At 72.4% G+C, this 25,650-nt stretch carries 23 protein-coding genes; 9 read left to right on the top strand and 14 right to left on the bottom strand.

Annotation, left to right across the window (positions count from 1 at the left end; all coding sequences use genetic code 11):
* The first annotated feature begins 49 nt into the window (after positions 1 to 49).
* A complete protein-coding gene (locus tag EG812_RS03920) occupies positions 50 to 604 on the top strand; it encodes an arsenate reductase/protein-tyrosine-phosphatase family protein (protein ID WP_013734456.1) in 555 nt (184 codons plus the stop codon).
* Here the strand turns inward: EG812_RS03920 and EG812_RS03915 are convergent.
* Positions 585 to 2,042 carry a tyrosine-protein kinase domain-containing protein gene (locus tag EG812_RS03915; RefSeq protein ID WP_013734457.1) on the bottom strand — a complete coding sequence of 486 codons (1,458 nt, stop codon included), beginning with the start codon at positions 2,040 to 2,042 and terminating at the stop codon, positions 585 to 587. The genes EG812_RS03920 and EG812_RS03915 overlap by 20 nt on opposite strands.
* Before the next feature lie 359 nt (positions 2,043 to 2,401).
* Between EG812_RS03915 and nhaA the strand changes: the two genes are divergently transcribed.
* Positions 2,402 to 3,730 (top strand): Na+/H+ antiporter NhaA, encoded by a 1,329-nt coding sequence (nhaA, locus tag EG812_RS03910; protein WP_013734458.1) that lies wholly within the window; start codon positions 2,402 to 2,404, stop codon positions 3,728 to 3,730.
* A gap of 16 nt (positions 3,731 to 3,746) precedes the next feature.
* Here nhaA and EG812_RS03905 read toward each other — a convergent pair whose 3' ends face one another.
* The 8 genes from EG812_RS03905 to EG812_RS03870 all read right to left on the bottom strand — a co-directional run bounded on the left by EG812_RS03905 (position 3,747) and on the right by EG812_RS03870 (position 11,009).
* Positions 3,747 to 4,112, bottom strand: a complete 366-nt coding sequence (locus EG812_RS03905) for a DUF1622 domain-containing protein (protein WP_126710763.1) — start codon at positions 4,110 to 4,112, stop codon at positions 3,747 to 3,749.
* 51 nt (positions 4,113 to 4,163) lie between these two features.
* Positions 4,164 to 4,751 (bottom strand): TMEM165/GDT1 family protein, encoded by a 588-nt coding sequence (locus tag EG812_RS03900; protein ID WP_013734460.1) that lies wholly within the window; start codon positions 4,749 to 4,751, stop codon positions 4,164 to 4,166.
* Positions 4,752 to 5,012: 261 nt separating this feature from the next.
* The gene (egtD, locus tag EG812_RS03895; protein WP_126710762.1) at positions 5,013 to 5,978 is read right to left on the bottom strand and encodes an L-histidine N(alpha)-methyltransferase; all 966 of its coding nucleotides are present in this window, start codon (positions 5,976 to 5,978) and stop codon (positions 5,013 to 5,015) included.
* 20 nt (positions 5,979 to 5,998) lie between these two features.
* Entirely contained in the window at positions 5,999 to 6,766 is a 768-nt protein-coding gene (gene egtC / locus EG812_RS03890) for an ergothioneine biosynthesis protein EgtC (RefSeq protein ID WP_126710761.1), read from the bottom strand.
* A gap of 10 nt (positions 6,767 to 6,776) precedes the next feature.
* Positions 6,777 to 8,114: an ergothioneine biosynthesis protein EgtB gene (gene egtB, locus EG812_RS03885; protein ID WP_502697172.1), complete on the bottom strand. Its 1,338-nt coding sequence runs from the start codon at positions 8,112 to 8,114 to the stop codon at positions 6,777 to 6,779.
* Complete coding sequence (egtA, locus tag EG812_RS03880; RefSeq protein ID WP_126710760.1) at positions 8,111 to 9,346, bottom strand: ergothioneine biosynthesis glutamate--cysteine ligase EgtA; 1,236 nt, start codon at positions 9,344 to 9,346, stop codon at positions 8,111 to 8,113. Before egtA ends, egtB begins: the two co-directional genes overlap by 4 nt.
* A gap of 123 nt (positions 9,347 to 9,469) precedes the next feature.
* Positions 9,470 to 10,378 carry a hypothetical protein gene (locus EG812_RS03875; RefSeq protein ID WP_126710759.1) on the bottom strand — a complete coding sequence of 303 codons (909 nt, stop codon included), beginning with the start codon at positions 10,376 to 10,378 and terminating at the stop codon, positions 9,470 to 9,472.
* Position 10,379: 1 nt separating this feature from the next.
* Complete coding sequence (locus EG812_RS03870) at positions 10,380 to 11,009, bottom strand: RNA polymerase sigma factor (RefSeq protein ID WP_013734466.1); 630 nt, start codon at positions 11,007 to 11,009, stop codon at positions 10,380 to 10,382.
* A 368-nt stretch (positions 11,010 to 11,377) separates the two neighbouring features.
* Between EG812_RS03870 and EG812_RS03865 the strand changes: the two genes are divergently transcribed.
* Complete coding sequence (locus EG812_RS03865) at positions 11,378 to 12,751, top strand: serine/threonine-protein kinase (protein WP_126710758.1); 1,374 nt, start codon at positions 11,378 to 11,380, stop codon at positions 12,749 to 12,751.
* Positions 12,752 to 12,888: 137 nt separating this feature from the next.
* Positions 12,889 to 14,151, top strand: coding sequence for a nucleotide sugar dehydrogenase (locus tag EG812_RS03860; RefSeq protein ID WP_013734468.1), 1,263 nt, complete (start codon positions 12,889 to 12,891; stop codon positions 14,149 to 14,151).
* Positions 14,152 to 14,205: 54 nt separating this feature from the next.
* Here EG812_RS03860 and EG812_RS03855 read toward each other — a convergent pair whose 3' ends face one another.
* From EG812_RS03855 to EG812_RS03840, 4 genes are all read right to left on the bottom strand, one after another.
* Entirely contained in the window at positions 14,206 to 16,698 is a 2,493-nt protein-coding gene (locus tag EG812_RS03855; RefSeq protein WP_126710757.1) for an ABC transporter permease, read from the bottom strand.
* A 4-nt stretch (positions 16,699 to 16,702) separates the two neighbouring features.
* Positions 16,703 to 17,503, bottom strand: coding sequence for an ABC transporter ATP-binding protein (locus tag EG812_RS03850; RefSeq protein WP_126710756.1), 801 nt, complete (start codon positions 17,501 to 17,503; stop codon positions 16,703 to 16,705).
* 131 nt (positions 17,504 to 17,634) lie between these two features.
* Positions 17,635 to 18,318 (bottom strand): response regulator, encoded by a 684-nt coding sequence (locus EG812_RS03845; protein WP_013734471.1) that lies wholly within the window; start codon positions 18,316 to 18,318, stop codon positions 17,635 to 17,637.
* On the bottom strand, positions 18,315 to 19,520 hold the full coding sequence (locus tag EG812_RS03840) for a sensor histidine kinase (RefSeq protein ID WP_126710755.1): 1,206 nt from the start codon (positions 19,518 to 19,520) through the stop codon (positions 18,315 to 18,317). The genes EG812_RS03845 and EG812_RS03840 overlap by 4 nt, the downstream gene beginning before the upstream one ends.
* A 151-nt stretch (positions 19,521 to 19,671) precedes the next feature.
* Between EG812_RS03840 and EG812_RS03835 the strand changes: the two genes are divergently transcribed.
* The 5 genes from EG812_RS03835 to EG812_RS03815 all read left to right on the top strand — a co-directional run bounded on the left by EG812_RS03835 (position 19,672) and on the right by EG812_RS03815 (position 24,017).
* Entirely contained in the window at positions 19,672 to 21,129 is a 1,458-nt protein-coding gene (locus EG812_RS03835; RefSeq protein WP_013734473.1) for an LVIVD repeat-containing protein, read from the top strand.
* A gap of 118 nt (positions 21,130 to 21,247) precedes the next feature.
* The gene (locus EG812_RS03830) at positions 21,248 to 21,469 is read left to right on the top strand and encodes a DUF2188 domain-containing protein (protein WP_102656327.1); all 222 of its coding nucleotides are present in this window, start codon (positions 21,248 to 21,250) and stop codon (positions 21,467 to 21,469) included.
* 140 nt (positions 21,470 to 21,609) lie between these two features.
* Positions 21,610 to 22,821 (top strand): ArsB/NhaD family transporter, encoded by a 1,212-nt coding sequence (locus tag EG812_RS03825; protein ID WP_126710754.1) that lies wholly within the window; start codon positions 21,610 to 21,612, stop codon positions 22,819 to 22,821.
* A gap of 99 nt (positions 22,822 to 22,920) precedes the next feature.
* Positions 22,921 to 23,655 carry a hypothetical protein gene (locus EG812_RS03820; RefSeq protein ID WP_126710753.1) on the top strand — a complete coding sequence of 245 codons (735 nt, stop codon included), beginning with the start codon at positions 22,921 to 22,923 and terminating at the stop codon, positions 23,653 to 23,655.
* Positions 23,652 to 24,017 (top strand): winged helix-turn-helix domain-containing protein, encoded by a 366-nt coding sequence (locus EG812_RS03815; protein WP_013734477.1) that lies wholly within the window; start codon positions 23,652 to 23,654, stop codon positions 24,015 to 24,017. Before EG812_RS03820 ends, EG812_RS03815 begins: the two co-directional genes overlap by 4 nt.
* Before the next feature lie 18 nt (positions 24,018 to 24,035).
* Here EG812_RS03815 and EG812_RS03810 read toward each other — a convergent pair whose 3' ends face one another.
* A complete protein-coding gene (locus tag EG812_RS03810) occupies positions 24,036 to 25,646 on the bottom strand; it encodes an asparagine synthetase B family protein (RefSeq protein ID WP_126710752.1) in 1,611 nt (536 codons plus the stop codon).
* Positions 25,647 to 25,650: the final 4 nt, after the last annotated feature.

Here is a 25,650-nt window from a genome sequence, read left to right as displayed (position 1 = left end):
CTTCGTTGCGGCGCCAGCCTGTGCGACCGCCTCGTCGAGAGGGTTCCCGATGGTCAACGGAGTTCTGTTCGTCTGCCACGCCAACCTGTGCCGGTCACCGATGGCCGAGTACACCGCGCGGCGCATGCTCGCCGGGCTGCCGGTGACCGTGGCCAGCGCCGGCACGGACGCGGTGGCGGGACGTGCCATGCACCCGTACGCGGCGGCCGTCGTCGCCGAGGCCGGTGCGGATCCCGAGAGCTTCCGCACCCGACGGCTGGCACCGGAGCACCTCACCGACGCGGTCCTGGTGCTGACGGCGACCCGGCGCCAGCGTTCGGTCTGTACCGCGATGGCACCGGCCGCGCTGCATCGGACATTCACCCTGCGCCAGTTCGGCCGCCTCGCCGCGGCCGTCGAGCCGCCGCTGACCGAGCAGGATGATCCGTTGGCCGCCGCGGTGACCGCCGCCACGCTGGCTCGGGCGCGGCTGCAACCCGCCTCGGGCGACGCCGACGACCTGCCCGACCCCGTCACCGGTACGCCTGAGCAGTTCCGGCGCTGCGCGGAGGAGATCGAACGGTCCCTGCGACCACTGGCGGTGCTCATCGGGACAGCCGGGTGAGTTCCTGGGTGTGGTCGACCGGCTCGGCAGGGCCTCGACGCTCGGCGTGCCGGCCGGCCGAGGACCGCGCTGCCGCCGTCGACGCGGTGTCCGTCACCACTCGGTAGGCCTCGTACTGGTAGGCGTCGGTCTTGGGCACTCGCGCCATGTTGAGCACGCAGCCCAGCAGCCGGACGGAGACCGAGTGCAGGGCCCGGGCGGCGGCGGCCACCTGCGCCCGCGAGGTACGCCCCTGCTGGCTGACCAGCAGCGCACCGTCGGCCTGCACGGCGACCACCACACCGTCGGTGACCGCGAGCAGCGGGGCGGTGTCGATGATCACGATGTCGGCCGACTCGCGCAGCGCCAGCAGCAGATCCGACATGGCCTTGGAGCCGAGCAGTTCGCTCGGGTTGGGCGGTGCGGAGCCGCTGGGCAGTACGAGCAGGGACTTGTCGCCCCACCGCTGCACCACGTCGCCGACGTGCACGTCGCCGACCAGCACGTCGGTCAGCCCGACCCCGGAATCGACGCCCAGATAGTGGCCGACCTTGGGCCGACGCAGGTCGGCGTCGACCAGCAGCACCCGCCAGCCCGCCTCGGCCAGGGCGATCGCCAGGTTGCACGACAGGGTGGTCTTGCCCTCCCCCTGCAGGGCGCTGGTGACGGCGATGACCCGGGCCGGTTCGTGCACGTCGACGAAGCGCAGGTTGGTCCGCAGCTTGCGGACCGCCTCGGCGCGGGCCGAGGTCGCGGCGTCCCCGACGATCAGCGGGGCCACCCGGGCGCTGCCGTCCAGCGGGATCTCACCGAGCAACGGGCTGCCGGTGACCCGCCGCAACGCGGCGGCGTCGCGCAACCGGACGTCGGCCATCCCGCGCAGCACCGCCAGGCCGACACCGGCGAGCAGGCCGAGCAGGGCCCCGATGACGGTGTTACGGACCGGCTGCGGGGAGACCGGGCTGGGCGTGACGCGCGGTCCGCTGACCACCTCGATCTTGATGGGACCGGCGGAGCCGTCCGGCTTGGCCTCGACCTTCTGGACGAGTTCCACGAAGTTCGCCGACAGCGCCTCGGTGACCCGCAGCGCCCGCGCCTGGTCGGTGTCGGTCACCGAGGCCCGCAGCAGCACGGTGCCGTTCTCGGTGGAGGTGCTGACCCGACGCTGGATCTCCTCGGCGGTCAGCCCGACCTGCCGATCGGCGGCGGCACTCTGCGCCAGGCGGTCGCTGGTCAGCAGTTCGGCGTACGACTTGACCCGCTGCTGGAGAAACAGGCCGCCCTGGTAGGCGTCGGTGACGCCCTGGCTCGGGGTGGTGACGAAGAAGGTGACCGAGGCGACGTAGCGGGGCTGCGCCCGGACCGTGATCAAGGCGGTCACCCCGAGCGCCACCATGACGGTGACCAGGACGATCCACCAGTGCTGCCGCACGAGGCGCAGCTGGCGCAACAGGTCCATCAGGCACGCCTCCGGATCGGCCCGGTAACGCCAAAGAACTTCACGAAAACCCCCAAGGTCGACTGAATCTCGTGAAACCATTAAAGCGGCTTATGTGGCCTGTGTCCGGAGTTAGGCGTTTTCCTGGCCGTGACCCGCTCCCCCACTGCCCAACCGGACCGAGCGTCCGTCGGAATCGCCCTCGCGCCGGAAAAGATGCGGTTTCCGCAGGGAGACATCGACGAGCGGCTGCCGGGTGGTGTCGCCCGTTCGCCGCCCTCGCGCCCGCCGTCGCCAGGGGATAAGGTCGTGGCCGGTGTGCCGGGAAGTCTGGTCGGCGATGAGACCGTTACGCCCCGATCGACAGGTGGAATCCGCGCATGACCGACCACAACCCACGCCCGCCACACCGCGGCGTGCGCCGCCTCTTCTCCCGCACCTCCTGGCCGGAGGCCCGCTTCCTCGCCGACGTCCTGCGTACGGAGACCGTCGGCGGCGTCCTCCTGCTGGTCGGTGCGGTGATCGCGCTGATCTGGGCGAACTCCCCGTGGGGGGACGCCTACACCGAGCTGGGGCGATGGGTGCCGTGGCCGGGCGGCTCGACGCTGCACCTGGACCTCGACCTCGCCACCTGGGCCGCCGACGGTCTGCTGGCGGTCTTCTTCTTCGTGGTCGGCCTCGAACTCAAACGCGAGTTCGTCGCCGGCGAGCTACGCGACCCACGCCGGGCCGCGCTGCCGGTCGTGGCGGCGGTCGGCGGCATGGCGCTGCCCGCGCTCATCTACCTCGCCGTCAACTTCACCGCCGGTGGCGAAGGGCTGCGTGGCTGGGCGATCCCCACCGCGACAGACATCGCCTTCGCGCTTGCCGTACTGGCGGTTATCGGGGCGTACCTGCCGCAGGGGCTGCGTGCCTTCCTGCTCACCCTGGCCGTGGTCGACGATCTGCTCGCGATCACCATCATCGCGATCTTCTACACCGACGACTTCAACCTGCTCCCGCTGCTCGGCGCCGTCGCGCCCATCGCGTTGTTCGCGCTGCTCGTGCAGCGGCGGCGCACCTGGTGGTGGGCGCTCATCCCGTTGGCGCTGATCGCCTGGACCCTGGTGCACTCCTCCGGCGTGCACGCCACGGTGGCCGGCGTACTGCTCGGCTTCACCGTGCCGGTGCTCGCCGGCAGGAGCCGCGACGGCCGCCCCGTGCCGGGCCTCGCGGAGCGCCTGGAACACACCTGGCGACCGGTCTCGGCCGGCTTCGCCGTACCGGTGTTCGCGTTCTTCGCCGCCGGGGTTTCGCTGCGCGGCGCCGACCTGGGTGCGGTGGTCAGCGATCCGATCGTGATCGGCATCGTGCTCGGTCTCGTGGTCGGCAAGACGGTCGGCATCCTCGGCTCCACGTTCCTGCTGGCCCGGTTCACCCGGGCCCGACTCGACGAGGACATCACCTGGTCGGACCTGCTCGGTGTGTCGCTGCTGGCGGGCATCGGGTTCACCGTCTCGCTGCTCATCGGCGAACTGGCGTTCGGTGCCGGGAGCGAGGCGGGCGCCAACGTCAAGGCCGCGGTGCTGACTGGATCGCTGATCGCGGCGCTGCTGGCCAGCGTGGTCCTGGTCCGCCGCAACCGGGTCTACCGGATGATCGCCCTCAAGGAGCAGGTCGACCTCGACCAGGACGGCGTGCCGGACGTCTACCAGCGGCCCGGCGACTGAGCCTCCCGCGCCCCGATCATCGGGCCGCTTCCCGGCGCCTGTCGACCTGCTGTTGTCCCTGCTCGATCTCCTTGCGCAGGACGTAGTTCAGGCCGGTACGGATCGCCGCGACGGCGGCCAGCTGACCGATCTGCCCGAACGTCGGCGACAGGGCGGTCCGCAGGATGTCCGCCGCCAGTTGGAACTCCAGGCCCAGCACGAGGAACCGGCTCAGGGTCAGCCGGATCCGGGTGAACATCGCGGTGTCGCGGTGCCGCAGCCCGTCGACCAGGAACTGCCGCACCGCCCAGGCCACCCCGGCGACGATCACCACCACGCCGACGAACTCGACCGCGGTCACCACCAGCTGGTGACCGCGGTCGAGCGCCCCCGCGACGTCCACCTCGGCGCCTTACCCGGCCGGCACCCGGGTAGTCGGTGCCGGGGCGGCCGTTCAGAGCAGTTCGCTGAGCGCGTCGATGATCAACCAGATGCCACTGATCGCGAACAGCGCGGCGGCGCCGTACTTGATGGTCCGCTCCGGCAGTTTCCGGCCGAGCAACCGGCCGACGATGATGGCGAGCGCGTCGGCGGCCACCATGCCGACCGTCGAACCGACCCAGGTGCCGAACCAGCCGTACTGGGTGGCCAGGGTGATCGTGGCGAGCATCGTCTTGTCGCCGAGTTCGGCGAGGAAGAACGCGACACCGACGGTGAGCACCGCCGACTTGCCGCCCCGGGCGGCCTTGCGCTTGTCCTCCTCGGTGAGGCTGTCACCCCGCAGGGTCCACAACCCGAAGCCGATGAAGGCCGCACCCGCCAGCAGCGAGATCCAGCCGGTCGGCAGCGCCGAGCCGAGGCCGTACCCGATGGCCACCGAGGCCAGGTGCACCACGGCGGTGGCCACGGTGATGCCGATCAGAATCGGCATGGTGCGATATCTGGTGGCGAAAGCCAGCGCCATGAGCTGGGACTTGTCTCCCAGCTCCGCAACGAAGATCACGCCGAAACTGACGGCCAGCGCGACGAGGAACCCCTCCATGACGTCCTTCCGGATCAGGCCGGGAGGAGGTACGGGGATGCCCTCGACCCGGCTGTACAGCCTGGTCGAAGGTCTCGCCCGCCTCGCTGCGCGAGGCCTCGTGGCCGGATGCGGAACGCACCAGTATGTCGACCACGATGTTGAGGGCTACTCCCCTTCGCTGCGCCCAGCCTAGCCGACCCCGCCACGGTCGGACGACCGGGTGGGGTGGCTGACGGCGGGAGCCCGGGCGGACGGGTCGCGGCACCGGCCCGGACGGAGTCAGTCGGCGCGGGCCAGGGTCACCCCGAACAGGCCGTCCGGGTCGGTCCAGAACCGGTACGCGGGCAACCCGGCCGCGGCCAGTTCGGCGGCGATCCCCTCGGGGCGGAACTTCGCCGACACCTCGGTCCGCAACTGCTCACCGGCGGCGAAATCGACAGCCATGTCCAGCACCCGGACCCGCATCGGTCGTTGCGCCCGCAGTCGCATCTCGATCCACTCCTGCTCCGGATCCCAGAGCGCGACGTGGTCGAACGCCTCCGGATCGAAGTCGGCACCGAGTTCCCGGTTGAGCACCCGCAGCACGTTGCGGTTGAACTCGGCGGTCACCCCCGCCGCGTCGTCGTACGCGGGCACGATCACCGACGGGTCCTTGACCAGGTCGGTGCCGACCAGGAACCAGTCCCCCACCTCCAGAGCGGCCCGCATCCGGGCCAGGAACTCGGCCCGCTCGGCCGGCAACAGGTTGCCGATGGTGCCACCGAGAAAGATCACCAGCCGTCGCCCACCGGCCGGCAGCCGATGCAGGTCACGGGTGAAATCACCGACGATGCCGCGTACCCGCAGCCCGGCGTAGTCGGCCGCGAGCGCGGCGGTGGAGCCGCGCAGTGCGCTGACCGACACGTCCAGCGGGACGAAGGTGCCCAGACCGCCCCGACGGGTGAAGGCGTCCAGGAGCAGCCGGGTCTTCTCCGACGACCCGGACCCGAGCTCGATAAGCGTCTTCGCGCCGGTCAACTCGGCGATCTCGGCCGCGTGCTCGGCCAGCACGGCCCGCTCGGCCCGGGTCGGGTAGTACTCCGGCAGCTGGGTGATCTCGTCGAACAGTTCGCTGCCCCGAGCGTCGTAGAACCACTTCGGGGGCAGCCACTTCGCCTCGGCGCTCAGCCCCACACGGACGTCCCGACGCAGGCTGTCGGCGACGTCCCGGTCGTCCAGGTGTATCTCCAACGGTTCGGCGCTCATCTGCTTCCTTTCGGTGATGCTTATCGGTTCGTCCCGGTGGTGCAGGGCCCGGCGAGCGCCCGCTGGCGCACCGTGGTCGCGGTGGCCCGCACGAGCTGGCCGTCCGGCACCTCTCGCCAGCCCGGTTCGTCGTCGTGCGGCTCGGAGGCGAGCAGCACCGATGCGGGTGTGGTCCGCAGGGACAACGCGTGCCCGACGGTCGTGGCAACCGCCGTGTGCCCGTCGGTGAGCAGCAGGTTGAGCCGGGAACCGGGGGCGGCCGCGGCGACCCGGGTGACCGTCTCGGCGACCGCCTGCTCCGGCGCGACGCCCGCGCGCAGCCGGTGCCGCACCAACGCCCACAGCAGCGCCGAGTCGGTCGTCGCGTCGAGCGTGAGCAGGTCGCGTACGGGTAGCTCGGCGGCGAGCGGCACCATCGAGTCCGGCCAGCCGCGCACCACGCCGTTGTGGCTGAACAGCCACCGGCCCTCGGTGAACGGGGCGGCGGCCCCGTCGATCACCGCCATGCCGACCGTGGCGGAACGCACCGCGGCCAGCACCGCCGTGGTCGAGGTGACCGCCGCGAGGTCGGCGATGGTCGGGTCGCTCCAGATCGGCTGCGCCCGCCGGTACCGCACCGGCGGGCCGTCGCCCGGATACCAGCCGACACCGAACCCGTCGGCGTTGATCGTCCCCCCGCCGCGCATGTCACGGGGCGCCCAGGACTGACGCAGCAGCGAGTACGGCGGATCGAAGAGCACCTCGCGCAGGGTCACCGGTGGTCCCAGGTAGACCAGGTGGCGGCACATCAGCCCACCGTCACCGGCGGGCCTGCTCGGCGTCGGCGTCGCGGGCACAGCGGAAGCCGCTGAAGATCTGCCGCCGGATGGGGTAGTCCCAGTTGCGGAACGTGCCCCGGCAGGCCGCCCGGTCCGTGCCGAAGGAGCCACCCCGCAGCACCTGGTGGTCGTCGCCGAAGAAGACCTCCGAATATTCCCGGTACGGGAAGGCGACGAAGCCCGGGTAGCCCCGGAACGTGGTCGAGGTCCACTCCCACACGTCGCCGATGAGCTGGTGCACGCCCAGCGGCGAGGCGCCGGCCGGATAGGCGCCCACGGGTGCCGGCCACAGGTGCCGCTGCCCCAGGTTGGCGTGCGCCGAGGTCGGGTCGTCGTCGCCCCACGGGTAGCGCCGGGAGCGGCCGGTGGCCGGATCCCAGCGGGCCGCCTTCTCCCACTCCGCCTCGGTGGGCAGCCGCTTGCCCGCCCAGGTGGCGTACGCCTGTGCCTCGTGGTAGCAGACGTGCACCACCGGCTCGTCGGCGCGGACCGGGGACCACCGGCCGAAACGTCGGTACGCCCAACCGTCGCCGTCGCGCCGCCAGTGCAGCGGCGCGCTCAACCCGGCCTCCTGACGGTGCTGCCAGCCCCGCTCGCTCCACCAGCGTGGATCGTCGTACCCGCCGTCGGCGATGAATTCGGCGTACGCCCCGTTGGTCACCGGCGCGGCGTCGATGAGGTACGCGGGCAGCTCCACCCGGTGGGCGGGACGCTCGTTGTCCAGTGCCCACGGGTCGGCGTCGGTGCCCATCACGAACGGGCCGGCCGGCACCAGCACCCCCCCGGCGGGCCGTACGGTCGGCTCGGGTGGTGGCGGCGCCTGCAGCACCGCCGGCCCGGACCGCAACTGGTGGGTGGCGAGCATGGTCTCGTCGTGCTGCTGCTCGTGCTGCACGATCATGCCGAAGGCGAAGCCGTCGGCGACAAGTGGACGGCTGTCGAAGGCGACCCGGTCGAGCAGGTCGAAGACCTTGTCCCGGACGGTGGCCACGTACGCCCGCGCCTCGGTCGGGGGCAGCAGCGGCAGCGAGGGGCGGTCCCGGCGGGGCTGCTTGAAGGCGTCGTACAGGTCGTCGATGTCGCACCGCACCGGCTCCCGGCCACCGACGTCACGCACCAGCCAGAGTTCCTCCTGGTTGCCCACGTGGGCCAGGTCCCACACCAGCGGGGACATCAGCGGCGAGTGCTGGCGCATCAGGTCGGCGTCGTCCACCACCTCGGTCAGCAGGGCGGTCCGGGCCCGGGTGCGTTCCAGTTCCGCGGCGATCCGGCTGCGTAGTGCCTCGGCGTCCGCCCCTTCGGTCACGGTGTGGGTCACCCTTGCCTCCTTCGTGCCGCGGCCCGCCGTCGGCGCAGCCCTCGGTCGATGTCGTCGTGCAGTTCCGCCGGCAGGTCGAGCCGCGGCAGTGCCGCCCGGGCCAGGTCGAACAGGGCGGCGGCGGCCGAGGCCAGGGCCGGGTCGCCCAGGCCGTGCCGGGCTGCGCTCTGCCACCTGTCGGCCACCGGCGCCGCCACCGCGACGGCCGACTCGACCGTCGCGGCGTCGGCGAGCAGGGCGGCGAGCACCGCGAGCGGGAGGGTCCAGTCCCGGCCCGGCTGGGCGTCCAGGTAGCGCAGTTCGAGGTAGCCACGCGGGCGCACCGGCGGAAAGAGTGTGCTCGCGTGATAGTCGAGGTCGTCGATGGTGGGTGGTCGGGGCAGCGCCCCGTCGAGCCAGTCGGCGAAGGTGACGCCCGGTGGCGCGGTCCAGTCGCCGTCGGGATCGCGGACGCAGAGCAACGGCGCGGCGAGCACGTACGCGGTCCAGGCGGCGACCGGATCCTGGTCGGGTCGGCCGGGATCCCAGACCGCTGCGGTACGAGCCGGGTCGATGCGCAGCCACGCGCCCATCCGCGCCGAGGCCCATCCGGTGTCCCGGCCGGCGTGTCTGTCGGAGGTGGCGAAGGCGGCCAGCAGTGGTGGCCCGATCATGTGCACCACCGCCCAGCGGGCCGCCACCTGCCCCGGTTCGCCCGCGTCCAGGCAGACCTGCAGCCCCGCGGTGGCGTACATCATCGTCCGCCCGGCCGGGCCACGCCTGTCGAAGGCCAGACGCATGGCGCGGTAGCGAGGAGTGTCGAGCAGCGCTCCGGGCGGACGGTAGGGATCGATTCCGGTGCGGCCCAGCCGCAGACCGGCGGCACCCAGCAGGCGGGCGACCTGGTCGATGTCGGACTGGGTGGCCTCGATCAGGGCCGCCAGGGAGGCGCGCGGTGGGGTGGAGATCTCCACCTGGCCACCCGGTTCGACGGTCACCGCGCCGCCGTGCAACAGTCGCAGCGCAGGGCTGGTCGGATCCAACGTGGTGGGGCTGAAGGGCCCGAGCGCCGCGCGCAGCCGCTCGGCGTCGACGGGGCGGGCCGGGTCGACGGCATCGTGGACAGTCCATTCGAGCTCGACGCCGGTGTAGGTCGGTGGACCGGTCTTGAAGCAGATCCGGGCGAGGTGCCGGGCGGCCGCGGCGCGGTCACGCAACTCCCGGACCCGGTCCAGCTCCGGTGACATCACCATGCAATGGCTCCCATCGGCACCATGCAACGGCTCCTTTCGGCAATGCCGGCTCAGCCCTGTCACGGTAGCCCGTACCGGTGACATCGGTGGACCGGTGGACCGCCACCTTCTGTCTAGCAGGCCTCAACCGAGCGTCAAGGGGAATTCCTCCGCATAGCGGCCAGGGAACAGGCCCGCCGGGTCGATCGACCTGGCGGCGGAGCCGGCAGCGGGGCCGTGCTTGGCCAGCCACTCCGGGTCGGTCTCGGCCAGCACCGCCTGGCAGTACGCCAGTACGTTGTCGGCGCCGCCGGCCGCGACCACCAACTCGCTGAACGCCGGGGTCCTCAGCGCCTTCTCCCGCTGGCGCTCCGACTTCGACAGGTAGGCCTTGCAGAGCCCCGGCCGGTCGGCGGTGTTGTCGGAGTTGCCCGGGCCGGCCTGCACCGTACGTTCCACCGTCGGCTCACGCGACTGCGGCGGTTCGGATGTCGGCGGCGCCGACGTCGGATCCGGCGCGCCCGCGGTCGGCTCGACGCTGACGCCGGGGGTGACCCCACCGGTGGCGGTGGGGGCGGCACCGGGCACGTCCTGGGACGGGGTGACGCCACCCCGATCGGGTTGCCCGCCCGCTGCGCTCGGCGACGGCGCGACGGGGCGGGTGATCGGGGTCGACGGCGGTGCCGACCGCTCGTGCGGCCAGTCGAGCCGTACCGCCGCCAGGGCGGCACCGGCGGTGGCGGTGGCCGCCACCCCGGCGATCCAGACCACGACGCCGGCGGTGAACCGCCGCCGCCGCGTGGGGCGGGACACCGGAGGGGTCAGGCCGGCCTGCCGGGCGGCCCGGAAGGCGGCGAGGGCCTCCTCCTCACCGGCGAGTTCCCCCGGGCGGGGCGGGGCGGCGGCGGCTCGCAGCAGTCCGGCGAGGGGATCCGGCGAGCCGGACGGTGCGGCCGTGGGGCGTGGTTCACGCGCGGCGTCGAGCAGATGGTCGTGGTCGGTCGGCACTCCGGTGCCGTCCAACCGCCGCAGGTACATCCGTAGTCCCCTCACGTCAGCCGTCCACCGGCTCGGCATGCGGCGTCTGTGAACCGGTACGCGGCAGTGGCGGCGTGGCCGGTGTGGCGGCGGGCTCGTCGCACTCCTGCGTCGGCTGACCCAGCATCAGCGCCAGCCGACGCAGGCCGCGGTGGGCGGCGGTACGCACCGCCCCGGCCCGCCGGCCGAGGACCCGCCCGGCGGTCTCGGCGTCGAGCCCGACGACGGCACGCAGCAGCACCGCCTCGGCCTCCCGGGGCGGAAGGCTGGCGATCATCGCGAGGGCGGCTTCGGTGCCGATGCTCTCCCCGGCCCGTTCGGCCGTGTCGGCGTCCCCGGCCAACTCGCTGAGTTCCTGCACCGGCACGGGCAACGCGGGGCGACGGCGTTGCCGCCGCAGGTGATCCATGGCCCGGTTCCGGGCGATGGTGACGGCCCAGGCACGGAACTCCCCACCGCTGAAGTTCGGCAGGTCGCGCGCCACCTGCAACCAGGTCTCCGAGGCGACGTCCTCGGCGGCGTCGGCGCCGACCAGGGCGGTCAGGTAGCGCAGCAGCCCGGGCTGGAGGCTGCGGTAGAGGAAACGGAACGCCTCCTCGTCGCCGGCCTGAGCCGCCTCGACGGCCCGACTCAGTTCACCGGACATGGCCTTGCCGCTTCCGTTCTACCGGTCCTTCCGTGGGTCGCCCGAACCACAGTCCTTCCGTGGGTCGCCCGAACCACAGGCGCACCGGGCACGGGTCGATTGTCCGGGCTGGCACCGTTCCCCGCACCCCGCCCCCGTCAACCTGCTCGCTTCCGGGCCGTTGTGGCCCGGAAGCGGATTGTTCCCGACAGCACCGCCGACCACAACCACCAGCCGGAGAAGCCGAACCGACCCGGAGAGCACCGTGCAAGTGGCTCGTCACTGATGGTCATCATCGGGTGCCGTACGCTCATCGCGGCCGTCCGGGAGGCCTCCCGCACCCGGACCGCCGGCGCGCCGATCAGGCTCATCATGGGTACGGTGGTGCCGTGTTGTCTTCGGAGGTCGTACTCAGCGGTCGATACCGCTTGGACGAACGCGTCGCCACCGGCGGCATGGGCGATGTCTGGCGAGGCACCGACCTGATCCTCGGCCGGCAGGTCGCGATCAAGGTGCTGCTGCCCTCGCTGGTGTCCGACCCCGATTTCATCGCCCGATTCCGCGCCGAGGCCCGGATGATGGCGGCGCTGCGTCACCCCGGCATCGTGCAGGTCTTCGACTGCGGCGAGGACGACCTGGCCAGCGGCGGGCGGGCCGACTACCTGGTGATGGAGTTCGTCACCGGCCAACCGTTGTCGAAGCGGATCGAGGCCGAGGGCCGCCTGGACGTCGCCGAGACCATGTCCGTGGTGGCCCAGGCGGCACAGGCACTGCACGCCGCACACCAGCGCGGCATCGTGCACCGCGACGTCAAGCCGAGCAACCTGCTGGTCCAGGAGGACGGGACGGTCGTTCTCGTCGACTTCGGCGTCGCCCGATCGGTCAATGTGACCAGCATCACCAGCACGAACGCGGTGCCGGGCACCGCCCTCTACATGGCCCCCGAGCAGGCCGCGGGTCGACCCGTCTCCGGAGCGACCGACCTGTACGCGCTCGGCGCGGTCGCCTACTGCTGCCTCATCGGCAGCCCGCCGTTCACCGGCGACAACCCGCTCCAGGTCGCCGTACGGCACCTCGACGACCCGCCGCCGGAGCTGCCGCACGACATTCCGGAAGCGGTGCGGGCCCTGGTCGAACGTGCCCTCGCCAAGGATCCCGCGGACCGCTTCAGCAGCGGCGCGGCGATGGCGGAGGCGGCCCGCAGCGCGGTCTCGGACAGCTCCCTGCCCACCGCGATGGTGCCGGCGGCGGTACGCGGCCCCGGGCCGGACACCCGCACGGCGAACACGGTGGCGCAGGCCGTACCGGTCGGCTCGCGCCGCGGGCGCGGCACGCTGGTCGGCGCGCTCACCGCGGTGGTGGTGGGTCTCGTCGCGCTCGGCGCGGCGCTCAGCGCGGCCCAGCAGGCCAACACCCCGGCGGTGCAGGTGCCGAGCAGCGTCCCGGCCACCGACTCGGTCGTCGAGGCCGAGGAACCGTCGGACGAGACGGAGAGCAGGCCGGCACGGGTGCCGCCGTACCGGCCGGCGGGCTCGACGGGCAAGGCGACCGCGTCGCCCTCGGCCTCGCCCAGCACCGGAGCGCCCAGCGAGTCGAACGAACCCGAGTCACCCGAACCGGCGCCGAGCAGCAGCAGTCCCGCTCCCGGTCCCGGCACCAGCACCCCGGCCACGGAACCGACGACCGCGCCCACCACGCCGCCGGCCCCGACGACCACACCGCCCGGCGGTGACCCACCCGACGACGAGTCCGAGGCCGGCTGACCCGCACCACAACGGCTCACCCACACGAGCCCGACTCAATCACACCAACAGCCTCGGAATCCCCAAAACGGACACCCGGCATCATAATTCATCTTAGGCTCCTACCAGCAATTACCGCCTGATGTTCGGGAGCCCGGATGAGTGTGGAGAAGCTGGTCGTCGTCGGCCAGGGGTACGTCGGCCTACCGCTTGCCATGCGAGCCGTCGAGGCGGGCTTCGACGTCGTGGGACTCGACGTCGACACCGATCGGGTGAAGCGGCTCGCGTCGGGCGAGTCGTTCGTGGCGGACATCCCGGCCGACCGGCTCGGTCGGGCAACGGCGACCGGACGGTACCGCCCGAGCAGCGAGTACGCCGACGCCAAGGACTTCGACTTCTGCGTGATCACCGTGCCCACGCCGCTGCGCGACGGCACTCCCGACCTGAGCTTCGTCGAGGAAGCCGGCACGGCGATCGCGCCGTACCTGCGTCCGGGCTGCACGGTCATCCTGGAGTCGACCACCTACCCGGGCACCACCGAGGAGCTGCTCCGGCCGCTGCTGGAGTCGGCCAGCGGGCTGCGCAGCCCCGGCGACTTCCATCTCGGCTACAGCCCGGAGCGCATCGACCCGGGCAACCGCACCTGGCGGCTGGAGAACACCCCCAAGGTGGTCTCCGGGATGGACCCGGCCGCGCTGGACCGCGTCGACGGCTTCTACCGGCGGCTGGTGGAGCGCACCGTCCCGGTGGACTCCACCCAGGTGGCCGAGCTGACCAAGCTGATCGAGAACACCTTCCGCCAGGTCAACATCGCCCTGGTCAACGAGCTGACGATGCTCTCGCACCAGTTGGACATCGACGTGTGGCAGGCGATCGAGGCGGCGGAGACGAAGCCGTTCGGTTTCATGCCGTTCAAGCCGGGCCCCGGGGTCGGCGGGCACTGCCTGCCGATCGACCCCTGCTACCTGTCCTGGCAGGTCAAGCGCCGGCTCGGGCGGCAGTTCCGGTTCATCGAGCTGGCCAACGACATCAACCACGAGATGCCCGAGCACGTCGCGCAGCGGGTGATGGCCGGGCTGAACCGCTCCGGCAAGGCGATCAGCAGCGCCCGGCTGCTGGTGCTCGGGCTGGCGTACAAGCCGAACACCGGTGACATGCGGGACTCCCCGGCCGTCGACGTGACGCGGCGGTTGCGTGAGTTCGGCGCGGAGGTCCGCGCGGTCGAGCCGTACGCCGCAGCGAACCACCTGCCCGACGGGGTGCTGACGGTGGACCTGAGCGAGCGGGAGATCCGCGAGGCCGACTGCGTGGTCGTGATCACCGACCACGACGTGTTCGACTACGCCCTGGTCGAGCGGCACGCCCGGTACGTCTTCGACGCCCGCAACCGCTGCGCCGGCCCGAACGTGGAACGCCTCTAGGGCAAACCACGCAACGGCCCCCGCCGGGTTCGGCGGGGGCCGTTGCGTACGCCGTCACAGGTCCGCGAGCGCCTCCACCACCGGTCGACGCAGCGCGCGGCGGGCGGGCAGCACCGAGGCGGCCAGCGCGGCCAGCACCGCGACGGCGAGGATGCCGCCGAGCTGCCCCCACGGCACGGCCAGGATGAAGCCGCCGCTGAGGCTGGCCAGCATCGCCATCGCCGAGCCGGTGACCGCGGTGCCCAGGGCGACGCCGAGCAGCGCGCCGACCAGCGCGGTGAGGACGGCCTCGACGGCGAGCATCGCGCGCATCCGTCCTCGGGTCAGGCCGACGGCCCGCAGGACCGCGTTCTCCCGGGTCCGCTCCAGCACCGACAGACTCAGCGTGTTCGCCACGCCCACCAGGGCGATCACCACGGCCAGGCCGAGCAACGCCACCACGAACGCGAGCAGCATGTCCACGGTGCTGGTGAGCATCCGCTTGTACGCCGCCTGGTCCATCAGGTTGACCGTCGGATAGTCGGCCAGCACCGATTCGATCGCCTCCCGGGCCGCCGCCGCCGACACCCCCTCGGCCGGCTCGATCTCGGCCAGGTAGCCACGCTCGTCGGGGAAGAGCCGGGTGAAGTCGGCGGCGACCAGCTCGACGACGCGACCGGGCGACACCGGGCCGTTGCCGACGTCCGGGCCGACGACCACGGCGGCCACCTCGAACGAGTGCCCGTGCAGGTCGACCCGGTCACCGGGCGACCAGCCACGCTCGTCGGCCAGCTCCCGGTGCACCAGCACCCGGCCCGCTCCGAAGCTGCCGACCTGCCCGGCCACCACGCTCTCCAGCTGACGCTCGACAAGCGCCGGGTCGGCCGCGCGGATCCTGCCCTCGTCGACGATCCGGGACCGCTGCTCGTGCACCACGCCCAGTTCGGGCCGGGCGGCCAGCGCGTCGACCACCCCGGCGGGCAGGTCCCCGCCGATGCCGGTCACCACGAAGTCCACCCCGATCTGGGCGTCCACGCTGCGTTCGATGGCGGCCTTGGTGCTGTGGGCCCCCACCACGAAGGACGAGACCAGACCGATCCCGATCACCAGGGCGGTGGCGGTGGCGGCGACCCGACGGGGGTTGCGGACCGCGTTGGCCACGGCGAGTGCCGCAGTGATCCCGAAGGCCCGTCGGGCGGCGACGCCGAACATCCGGACCAGCGCCGGCACCAGCACCGGACCGAACAGCACGATGCCGAAGAAGCTCAGCATCCCGCCGAGGGCGACAAGCGCGATCTGCCCGGTGCCGCCCGCTGCGGCCAGGGCCGCGACGCCGGCCGCGAGGACCAGCCCGCCGAAGATCAGGCGCAGTCGGCCGGCGGTCCGGGTGACCTGGAGGGCGGCGTCGGTCAGCGCGGCCACCGGGGCGACCCGGGTGCCCTGCCAGGCCGGTACGAGGGCGGCGCCGACGGTGAGCGCGGTGCCGATCACCAGGCTGCCGAGCACCGTGGTGGCGGTGACCGTCAACTCGCCGTTGAGCGGGACGTCCAGGCTGTTCATCAGGGCGCTCAACGCGGCGGCCATGCCGATGCCGATCAGCACACCGACCGCCGAGGCGACCAGGCCGAGCACCGCGGACTCCAGCAGGGTCGCCCGGAACACCTGTCCCCGGGTGGCGCCGACCAGCCGCAGCAGGGCCGTCCGTCGGGTGCGCTGGGCCAGCACGATGGTGAACGTGTTGGCGATGACGAACGCCGCCACCAGCACCGCCACCGCGGTGAAGACGAGCAGCACCATGTTGAACTGGTTGACGTCGCGTACCGCGTCGTTGACGGCGGCGTCGAGGATCTCGGCCCGGGTGTGCACCGTCGTGCCGGCGCCGGTGACCTCGGCGATCCGTGCGGCGAGCGCCTCGTCGGCGACGCCCGGCTCGGCCGCGACGAGGATCCGGTGGTAACCGGACTGCTCGGTGGCGGCGAGCGCCTCGGGCCCGAACAGCCCGATGAACGGCCCGCCGATGTCCCGCGAGGTGTCGGCCACGTCGACCACACCGACCAGGGTGTACGGCTTGGCCGCACCGCCGGCGCCGCCGACGCGGACCTCGGTGCCGAGGGCGAATCCCTCGTCGGCGACGGTCCGCTCGTCGAGCACCGCCTCACCGGCCCGTTCGGGCAGCCTCCCGGCCAGCACGTCGTACGACTGGAGGGCAGGGTCGGCGGGGACGGCGACGAGCACCCCGAAGCCGAGCACCGGACGACCGTCGGCGCCCACCACGCCGCCGGTGCCGACCAGTTCCGCCGCCGCGGCCCGGACGCCCTCGACCGCGCGCACCTTCTCGACAAGCGCGGTGTCGATCAGATCCGGGTCGGTGTCGGCGTCCGGATCGGGGTACACGCCGACGTCGGTGTGCCGGTCGAAGGTGGCCGCCCGGTCGTACGCACCGGCCCGCATGCCGTCGACGAAGATCAACGTACCGGCGATGAAGGCCACGCCGAGGACGACGGCGAGTGTGGACATCAGCATGCGCGCGAGGTCGGCGCGCATCGAGCGCAGGGTCAGACGCAGCATCGGGTCACCGCCCCCGGTGCGACGGAACGGCGTCACCGGCCCGGTCCGCGCCGGGTTCCAGGTGGGCGAGCACGTCGAGGACTCGCTCGGCGGTCGGTGCGGCCAGGTCGCGGACCAGCCGGCCGTCGGCGAGGAACACCACCCGGTCGGCGTGGGCGGCGGCGGTCGGATCGTGGGTGACCATCACCACCGTCTGTCCCAGGGTGTCCACCGCTTCGCGCAGCAGCCGCAGCACCTCGTTGCCGGCCCGGGAGTCGAGGTTGCCGGTGGGCTCGTCGGCGAAGACCACCCACGGCTTGGTGACCAGCGCGCGGGCCACCGCGACCCGCTGCTGCTGGCCACCGGACAACTCGGCCGGTCGGTGCCGCAGCCGATCGGCCAGCCCGACGGCGGCGACCACCTGGCGGAACCAGTCGGGTTCCGGTCGCCGGCCGGCGATGGCCAACGGCAGCAGGATGTTCTCCTCGGTGCTGAGCGCGGGCAGCAGGTTGAAGCGCTGGAACACGAAACCGACCCGGTCCCGGCGCAGCAGGGTCAGCCGCCGGTCGTCGAGGCGGCCCAGTTCCGCGTCGCCGATGCGTACGGTGCCGGCGGTGGGCCGGTCCAGGCCCGCCAGGCAGTGCATCAGGGTCGACTTGCCGGAGCCGGACGGGCCCATGATGGCGGTGAACCGGCCGGCGGCGAAGGTGACGTCGACGTCGTCGAGGGCGACGACGGCGGCCTCCCCGGTGCCGTACTGCTTGCGCAGGCCGTGGGCGGTGACGGCGACGCCGGCGGTGACGTGGACGGGCGGTGCGAGGGACACGTGGATTCTCCGAGCAGGCGGTGATCTCTGACGTCCTCAGACGCTACGGAGATCACGACCGGTGGAGATCAACCTGCGCGCTCGACCCGGGTACGACCCAGGTGGCCCCGGACCGGGGACACCCGTACGCCTCAGGTCGTACGCCCGGACTCCGCACCGGGCACGACCAGCCCGCTCTCGTACGCCAGCACCACCGCCTGCACCCGGTCGCGGAGCTGGAGTTTGGCCAGGATCCGCCCGACGTGGGTCTTCACCGTCGCCTCGGCGACGTGCACCCGTTCGGCGATCTCGGCGTTGGCCAGCCCCTGCGCCACCAGCAGCAGGATCTCCCGTTCCCGCTCGGTGAGCTGGGCCAGGCGGGGGTCCTCGCCGGGGGTGGTGCCGAGTTGACCGGCGAACCGGTCGAGCAGCCGTCGGGTGATCGACGGGGCGACCACCGAGTCACCCTGGGCGACGACCCGGATCGCGGCGAGCAGTTCCTCCGGGGGCACGTTCTTGAGCAGGAAGCCGCTGGCCCCGGCGCGCAGCGCGGCGAACGCGTCGGCCTCGGTGTCGAAGGTGGTCAGCACCAGCACCCGTGGTGGGCCGGCGGGACGGTCGGCGCAGAGCCGGCGGGTGGCCTCCACCCCGTCCATGGTGGGCATCCGGATGTCCATCACCACCACGTCCGCCTCGACCCGGGAGAGCAGGCGCAGCGCGTCGGCGCCGTCGATCGCCTCGCCCACCACCTCCAGGTCGGGCTGGGAGTCGAGCACCATCCGGAACCCGGCGCGGACCAACGCCTGGTCGTCCACGATCACCACCCGCACGGTCATGCCGCGACCACCTCCGCTGTCGGCGACGACGGTAGCGGCAGCCGCGCCAGCACCTGCCAGCCCCCGGCCAGCCGCGGACCGGCGGTGAGGGTGCCGTCGTACACCGACACGCGTTCGCGCATCCCGACGAGGCCGTGACCGCCCGACGGCGGCGGGCCGGCCGGGGTGCGGCCCTGCCCGTCGTCGGTGACCCGCAGCGTGACGCCGCCGCCGACGTGGGCCAGCTCGACCTGCACCTGTGCGCCCGGCCCGGCGTGCTTGAGCGTGTTGGTGAGGGCCTCCTGCACCAGGCGGTACAGGGTCAGTTCGAGGGCCGGCGGCAGCGGGCTGGGCAGGTCGTTGACCGTGTATCCCACCCGCAGCCCGGCGTCGCGGAAACGCTGCAGCAGGGCGGGCAGTTCGGCCACGACCGGACGCCGGTGGGCCGGTTCGGCGGCAGGCGCGTGCGGGGCTTCGGCGGGCGGTTGCGGCTCCCGGAGTACGCCGACCAGGCGGCGCATGTCGTCCAGGGCGCGGCGGCCGGTGTCCGCCACGGTCCGGACCGCCTCGCGGGCGGTCTCCGGGCTGCTGTCGAGCACGTACCGGGCCCCGTCCGCCTGGGCGATCATGACGGCCATGCTGTGGGCCACCACGTCGTGCAGTTCCCGGGCGATGCGGGTGCGTTCCTCGGCCACCGCTGCCCGGGCCTCGGCCTCCCGTTCCCGTTCCAGCGTCGCGGCCCGCTCCTCCAGGCTGAGCACGTACAGCCGGCGGGTACGGACGTTCAGGGCGAACAACCAGACCGCGCCGACGACCAGGGCGTAGAAGATGGCGGTGAAGTACCAGATGCCCGGGGTGGAGGTGCGGACCGCGGCGAACACCGCCCCGCCGACGGCGACCAGTCCGGCGATCACCCCGGCCTGTAGCCGGTCGGCGTACTTGACCACGCTGTAGAGCGCGATCAGCACCGCCAGGTCGTACGGCAGCGGCGCCCAGCCCAGGGCGACCTGGACGAAGGCCAGCACCGCCACGACGGCGGTCACCGCCACCGGTCGGGCCCGACGCGCCAGCAGGGCGGCGCCCATCGCCGCCCCGATCGCGGCGGCCCACCAGCCACCGGGCTGGACCGGGGCACCGGCTGTACTGACAAGCATCACCGGCGCGGCGACGACCACGTCGAAGGCGACGCTGCGCAGCGGATGACCGAAGACCGTCGTTCTCATCGGCACCTAGCGTACGCAGGGAATTCGGGCCGGCCGGCGGGCCAGTCCACGGTGGCGGGCCACCGCAATCGCTGTGATGCATATCACATCGATGACCTCCACTGGGGCGTATGGTACGAGAAAGGTCCTTCCTTCTCGAAGGGTGTCGCCGATGGTCATACCGACTCCGGCGCGGGCGCGGTGGTTACGCGTCGCCAGCGCCGCCGCCACCGGACTGCTCCTCGCCAGCATCGCCGCCGCCGCACCCGGCAACGCCCAGCCGGTCACGCAGGCGGCCGCCACCTCGACGTCGGCCGCCGCGCCGCCGCTCGGCGTCGACGAGATCGCCCACAGCCCCAACCTCAGGCTGATCGCCAACCTGCCGAAGCAGTCGCCGTTCAACACCACGAACGCCCTCGGCACCGACATCGCCTTCCAGGGCAGGTACGCCTTCGTCGGCAACTACGACGGCTTCGTCATCTACGACGTGTCCCGGCCCAGCCAGCCGAAAATCGTCTCGCAGGTGCTCTGTCCGGGTGCCCAGAACGACATCTCCATCTACGGTGACCTGCTCTTCCTGTCGACCGACTCGTCCCGCAGCGACGACTCGTGCAACAGCGTCTCCCAGCCCGCCTCGGTGAAGGAGTCGTGGGAGGGCATCAAGATCTTCGACGTCCGGAACAAGAAGCAGCCGCGCTACATCAAGTCGGTGGAGACCGCCTGCGGCTCGCACACCCACACCCTGGTGCCGGCCAAGAACACCAAGTCGGTCTACCTGTACGTCTCCTCGTACAGCCCGCAGGACGCCTTCCCGGACTGCCAGCCGCCGCACGACTCGATCAGCATCGTCAAGGTGCCGCTCAAGAAGCCGACCGACGCCGCCGTGGTCGCCACCCCGAACCTCTTCCCCGACGGCGGCTACGAGGGCCGTACCGGCGCCTCGGCGACCACCGGCTGCCACGACATCACCGCCTACCCGCAGAAGGACCTGGCCGCGGGCGCGTGCATGGGCGACGGGGTGCTGCTGGACATCAGCAAGCGGGAGGCCCCTCGGGTGCTGCACCGGGTCCGGGACACCACCAACTTCGCCTTCTGGCACTCGGCCACCTTCAACAACCGCGGCACCAAGGTCGTTTTCACCGACGAACTGGGCGGTGGCGGCGGTGCCACCTGCAACGAGGCCGTCGGCCCGGAGCGCGGCGCCAACGCGATCTACGACCTCACCGGCCGGGGCGACAAGCGCAAGCTGGAGTTCCGCAGCTACTACAAGATCCCACGGACCAACGGCGACACCGAGAACTGCGTGGCGCACAACGGCTCGCTGATCCCGGTGCTCGGCAAGGACATCATGGTCCAGGCGTGGTATCAGGGCGGCATCTCGGTGTGGGACTTCACCGACTCCCGCCGACCCACCGAGATCGGCTTCTGGGAGCGGGGACCACTGTCGGACAGCCAGCTGGTCGTCGGCGGCTCCTGGTCGGCCTACTACTACAACGGGCACATCTACTCGTCCGACATCCAGAAGGGGTTGGACGTGCTGGACCTCGACGACTGGCGGACCTGGACGGCCAAGCTGGTCCAGTTCCGTGAGCTGAACGTCCAGACCCAGCCCAGTTATCTGAGCTGGTAGGAGGTCGCCGGGGCGGACGGCGTCCGCCCCGGCGCATCCCCCTGGCTCACTGTCGCGTTTTGTCCCTCGCGTCCCGGGTACCTCGTCGGCACCTCTGGTACCAGGAAGGGATGCCGAGATGACGCGCACCGAGTATCACGTCGTGCCCGACGGTGGTGGCTGGAAGGTCGAGCAGGGCGGCACCACGGTCGGCACGTACGACACGAAGCACCGCGCGGTCTCCGCCGGGCGCGAGGCGGCCCACGGCAGCGAGCCCAGTCAGCTCGTGGTGCACACCGCCGACGGCCGCATCGAGACGGAGTACACCTACCAGGACGACCCCTACCCACCGGCCGGCTGACCGTCAGCCAGACCGCCGGCCGGCGCCTGACCGCAGGTGGCGCCGGCCGGCGGCGCGTTTCGTCCCCCCGGTGCCGCCGCCGTCACCTCGGCCGGCTCCGCCGCCGGCGAGGCAGCGCGGGCGTGCGAGGATGGCCGGCCGTGACCGCCATCGGGGACGCCCCGACACCACCTGGCCGCTGGCCGCACCCGCTGGACGTGATCGCCGTCGGGCTGGCGCTGGCCGGTGCCGCCTGTGTCGCGACCGGGCTGCTGCCCCGCGCCGACGCCGCCGCCACCCTCGCCCGGATCCTGCCCCTGCTGATCTTCCTCGGCACGGTGGTGGTGCTCGCCGAACTGACCGCCGCCGCCGGCGTCTTCGACGTGCTGGCGACCCGGATGGCCCGCGCCGCCCGAGGGCGCTGGCCCGCGCTGTTCGCGCTCTGCGTCGGCTTCGCCGCGCTGACCACCATCGTGCTCAACCTGGACACCACGGCGGTGCTGCTCACCCCGGTGATGCTCGCGCTGGCGGTGACGCTGCGCACCGCGGTGGCACCGCTGGCGGTGACCACGGTCTGGCTGGCCAACACGGCGAGCCTGCTGCTGCCGGTGTCCAACCTGACGAACCTGCTGGCCAGCGAACGGATCGGGCTCGACCCGCTGGCGTACCTGGGCGTCATGTGGCTGCCCCAACTGGCGGCGATCGCGGTCACCACCGTCCTGCTCTGGTGGTTCTGGTGGCGGCGGGACCAACCGCCGGACGGCCGGTTCCCGCCACCACCGACGCACCGACCCACCGACGCGGTGCTGTACCGCACGGCCCTCGTCGCCTGTCTGATCTTCGTCGCCGCGATCCTTCTCGGGGCGCCGGTCGGGCTCGCCTCGGCCGTCGCCACCGGCCTGCTGCTGCTCGGCTTCGCGATCCGCTCCCCCGGCACGTTGCGCCCGGCTCTGCTGCCCTGGCGGCTGCTGGTCTTCGTCACCGGGCTGTTCCTGGTGATCCAGACCATCGGCGTGCACGGGCTCAACGACCTGGTCGCCTGGCTCGCCGGTGACGAGGGGGGTACCTCGGGGGTGCTGCGTGCCGGCGGCACCGGCGCACTGCTGGCCAACCTGGTGAACAACCTGCCCGCGTACCTGGCCGGCGAGGCGGTGCTGCCGACCGGCGACCGGCAACGCCTGCTCGCGCTGCTGGTCGGCACCAACGTCGGCCCGCTGGCCCTGCCCTGGGCCTCCCTGGCCACCCTGCTGTGGCTGGAACGATGCCGGGCCGCGCGGGTACGGGTGCCGCTGGCGCGGTTCCTGCTGACCAGCACCGTGCTGGCGGTGCTCGGCACCCTGGCGGCGGTCGGCGCCCTGCTGCTCACCGGCTGAACCTGCCCAGTCCTTGTTCTCGACCCTCACCGACCCATAGACTTTGCGTTGCAAAGTTCTCTCCATGACCGAGTCAATGGCAGCAGGTGGGAGTGACACATGGTTCAGGGAAACGCCGACGACGCGGCCATGACCCTCGCCGCCCTCGGTCGACTGCGCGAGCGGGCACACCGGCGGGCCCATGGCGGGGCCTGGCTTCCGGCCCTCGGCTTCGCCGTACTGCTGCTGGCCAGCGCCGCCCTCTACCGCCACCCACTGACCCGGCCCTACTCGATCGACGCGAAGCACCCGTTCTGGGCGGGACTGCCCGACGAGCAGGTCAGCCCGGTGGCGTCCTACCTGTTCTGGTTCCTCGGCACACCGTTGCTGTTCGCCGTCATCGCGCTCTGGTACGCGTGGCGGGCCCGCCGTCACGGCGTACGGGTCGGGTGGCCGTCGGCCACTGTCACCGGGCTCGGCGTCCTGGTGCTGCTCGCCGTGCTCGCTGCGGTGCCGGTCGGTCCGGTTCCGGACGGCCTGGTCTCCGCCTCCGGCCCGTACTGGACCGGCCTGCTGACCCCGCTGCTCCCCCTGGCCGCGGCCGTCATCGTGCTGGGCCGGGCCGAACACAGCCGTGGCCTGGTCGCCGCCGGCATCTGGATCGCCGCGCTCACCGCCTGGCTGTGCACCTCGTTCCCGCTCGGGCACCTGCCCGGCTGGGCCAGCGTGCTCATCGGCGGTGGTGGTGCCGGTGGCCAACTGTCGCTGCGACCGGCCCACTATCTTGTCCTGATGGCCCTTCCCCTGCTGGTCGTCGCCGCCGTGAACCTGGCGACGGCCCGCCGCCCCAGGTGACCGAGCCATCCTCCGGCGCCCCGGACGCCGGGTCGTCGCCGCACCCGGCGACGACCCTCGACGACGTGGTGCACCAGCGGGTACGCCTCGGCATCCTCACCGTGCTCAGCGAGGCGACCGAGTGCCGGTTCGCCACGCTCCGCGACGAACTGGGCCTCACCGACGGCAACCTCAACCGGCACCTGCGGATCCTGGAGCAGGCCGGGCTGCTCCAGGCCACCAAGGGCTACGAGGGACGCCGCCCGGTCACCTGGTTGCGGCTGACCCGGGCGGGCCGCACCGCGCTGCGCGCCGAGGTGGCCGCCCTGGAGCAACTGGTCAGTCGGATCCGGACCGCCACCGTCGCCGACGAGGAGAGTTGAGACGCGCGGACGGGGGCGTCAGCCGGGCAGTGGGGCGCCGTCGCCTCGGTTGCGGCGCGGAGTGACCAGCCGACGCACCATCGGGGCGGCGTTCCACCGGGCCGCGCCGACCAGGTCGCGGGCGTGTTCCAGCACGGTGTAGTCCCGCCGCGCCCGGCCGGCGGCGATCGCCGCGTCCAGGTCGTTGTCGCAGCTCATCAGGACACTGTCGAAGTCGCGGCGGACCGGCTCCAACAGGTGGTAGCCGAACGTGCGGTGCAGCCGGGCGAACAGCGGCTTGTACAGCCGGGCCCGCTCGTGCAACCCGGAGGAGTACGACATCGGGTTCTTCGGCCGCCGCCGGATGTAGTCGGGCAGCAGGTCGGCGAAGGCCCGCCGGACGATCCACTTCTCCTGTCCCTCACGCATCTTCAACTCGATCGGCAGGCGCATCGCCAACTCGACGAGAGCCAGGTCGAGGAAGGGCACCCGGGCCTCCACCCCGAAGCCCATGCTGGTGCGGTCGACGCGCTGCAACTCCGTACGACAGAGGTTGCGGATCTTGTGCAGGAACAGCCGCCGCGCCGCCTGGGGGCCGACCTCGTGATACATCGGGTAGCCGCCGAACAGCTCGTCCGAGCCGTCGCCGGTGAGCACGACCTTGACGCCCAACTCGGCCAGGCGTCGGAAGATGGGCACCGAGACCACCGCGTTGATGATGTCGCCGTACTCGGTCAGCTCGGAGATCCGGATCGCCTCCCGCACGTCGGCCAGCCGGATGTCTCGGGGTCGCAGCTCGACCACCTCGTGCCGGACGCCGAGTTCCCCGGCCAGTCGCCGCGCGTACGCCACGTCGGGGCTGTCCGGCACGCCGACGGTGACCGCGACGCAGTCCGGGTGCCGCTGCGCGGCATGCAGCAGCACCAGGGAGCTGTCCAGCCCGCCGGAGAGCACCACACCCACCGTGAGGTCGGTGTCCAGCCGCACCTGGATGCTGTCGGTGAGCGTGGTACGGACGAGCAGGGCGGCCTCGTCCGGATCCGTCACCATCGGCGCATCGGCACCGAGGGAGAGCAGGTCCACGTACGGTCGCAGGTCGACCTGGTGGTCGGCGTCGATCCAACCGTGGTGGCCGGGCGGCACCTCGACCACCGGTGCGCCCGCCCGGACCAGCGCCTTGACCTCGCTGGCGAGGTGCAGACAGCCAGGCGTACGCGACAGGTACAGCGGCTTCACCCCGAGCGGATCCCGCACCAGGTAGGCCCGGCCGGTGGCCCGCTCCACGATGGCGAACGCGTACTCGCCGCGCAGCCGGGTGACCATCTGCTCGCCCCACTGCGCGAAGGCGGCGAGCACCACCTCGGTGTCGCTGGCGCTGCGGAAGCGGTGGCCCAGCCCGGTCAGCTGCGCGCGCAGCTGGTGGTGGTTGAAGACCTCGCCGTTGTAGCAGAGCAGCCAGCGTTCGTCGGCGGAGACCCACGGCTGCACCGCCCGGTCACGGTCCACCACCCGCAGCCGCCGGGTGCCGGCGAGCAGGCCCGCCTCGTACCGGGTCTCGGTGACCTCGCCACGGGGGGCGAGCACGGCGAGCATCCGGCGGAAGATCACCGGATCGGTCTCCGGGCCGAGGCTGAGTACGATCCCGCACATCGCG

Origin of the sequence: Verrucosispora sp. FIM060022 (assembly GCF_003977705.1) — a bacterium.
GTDB classification, from domain to species: domain Bacteria; phylum Actinomycetota; class Actinomycetes; order Mycobacteriales; family Micromonosporaceae; genus Micromonospora; species Micromonospora gifhornensis.
The sequence above is the reverse complement of the archived record's forward strand: the minus strand, read 5'-3'. Positions and strand labels throughout refer to the sequence as shown.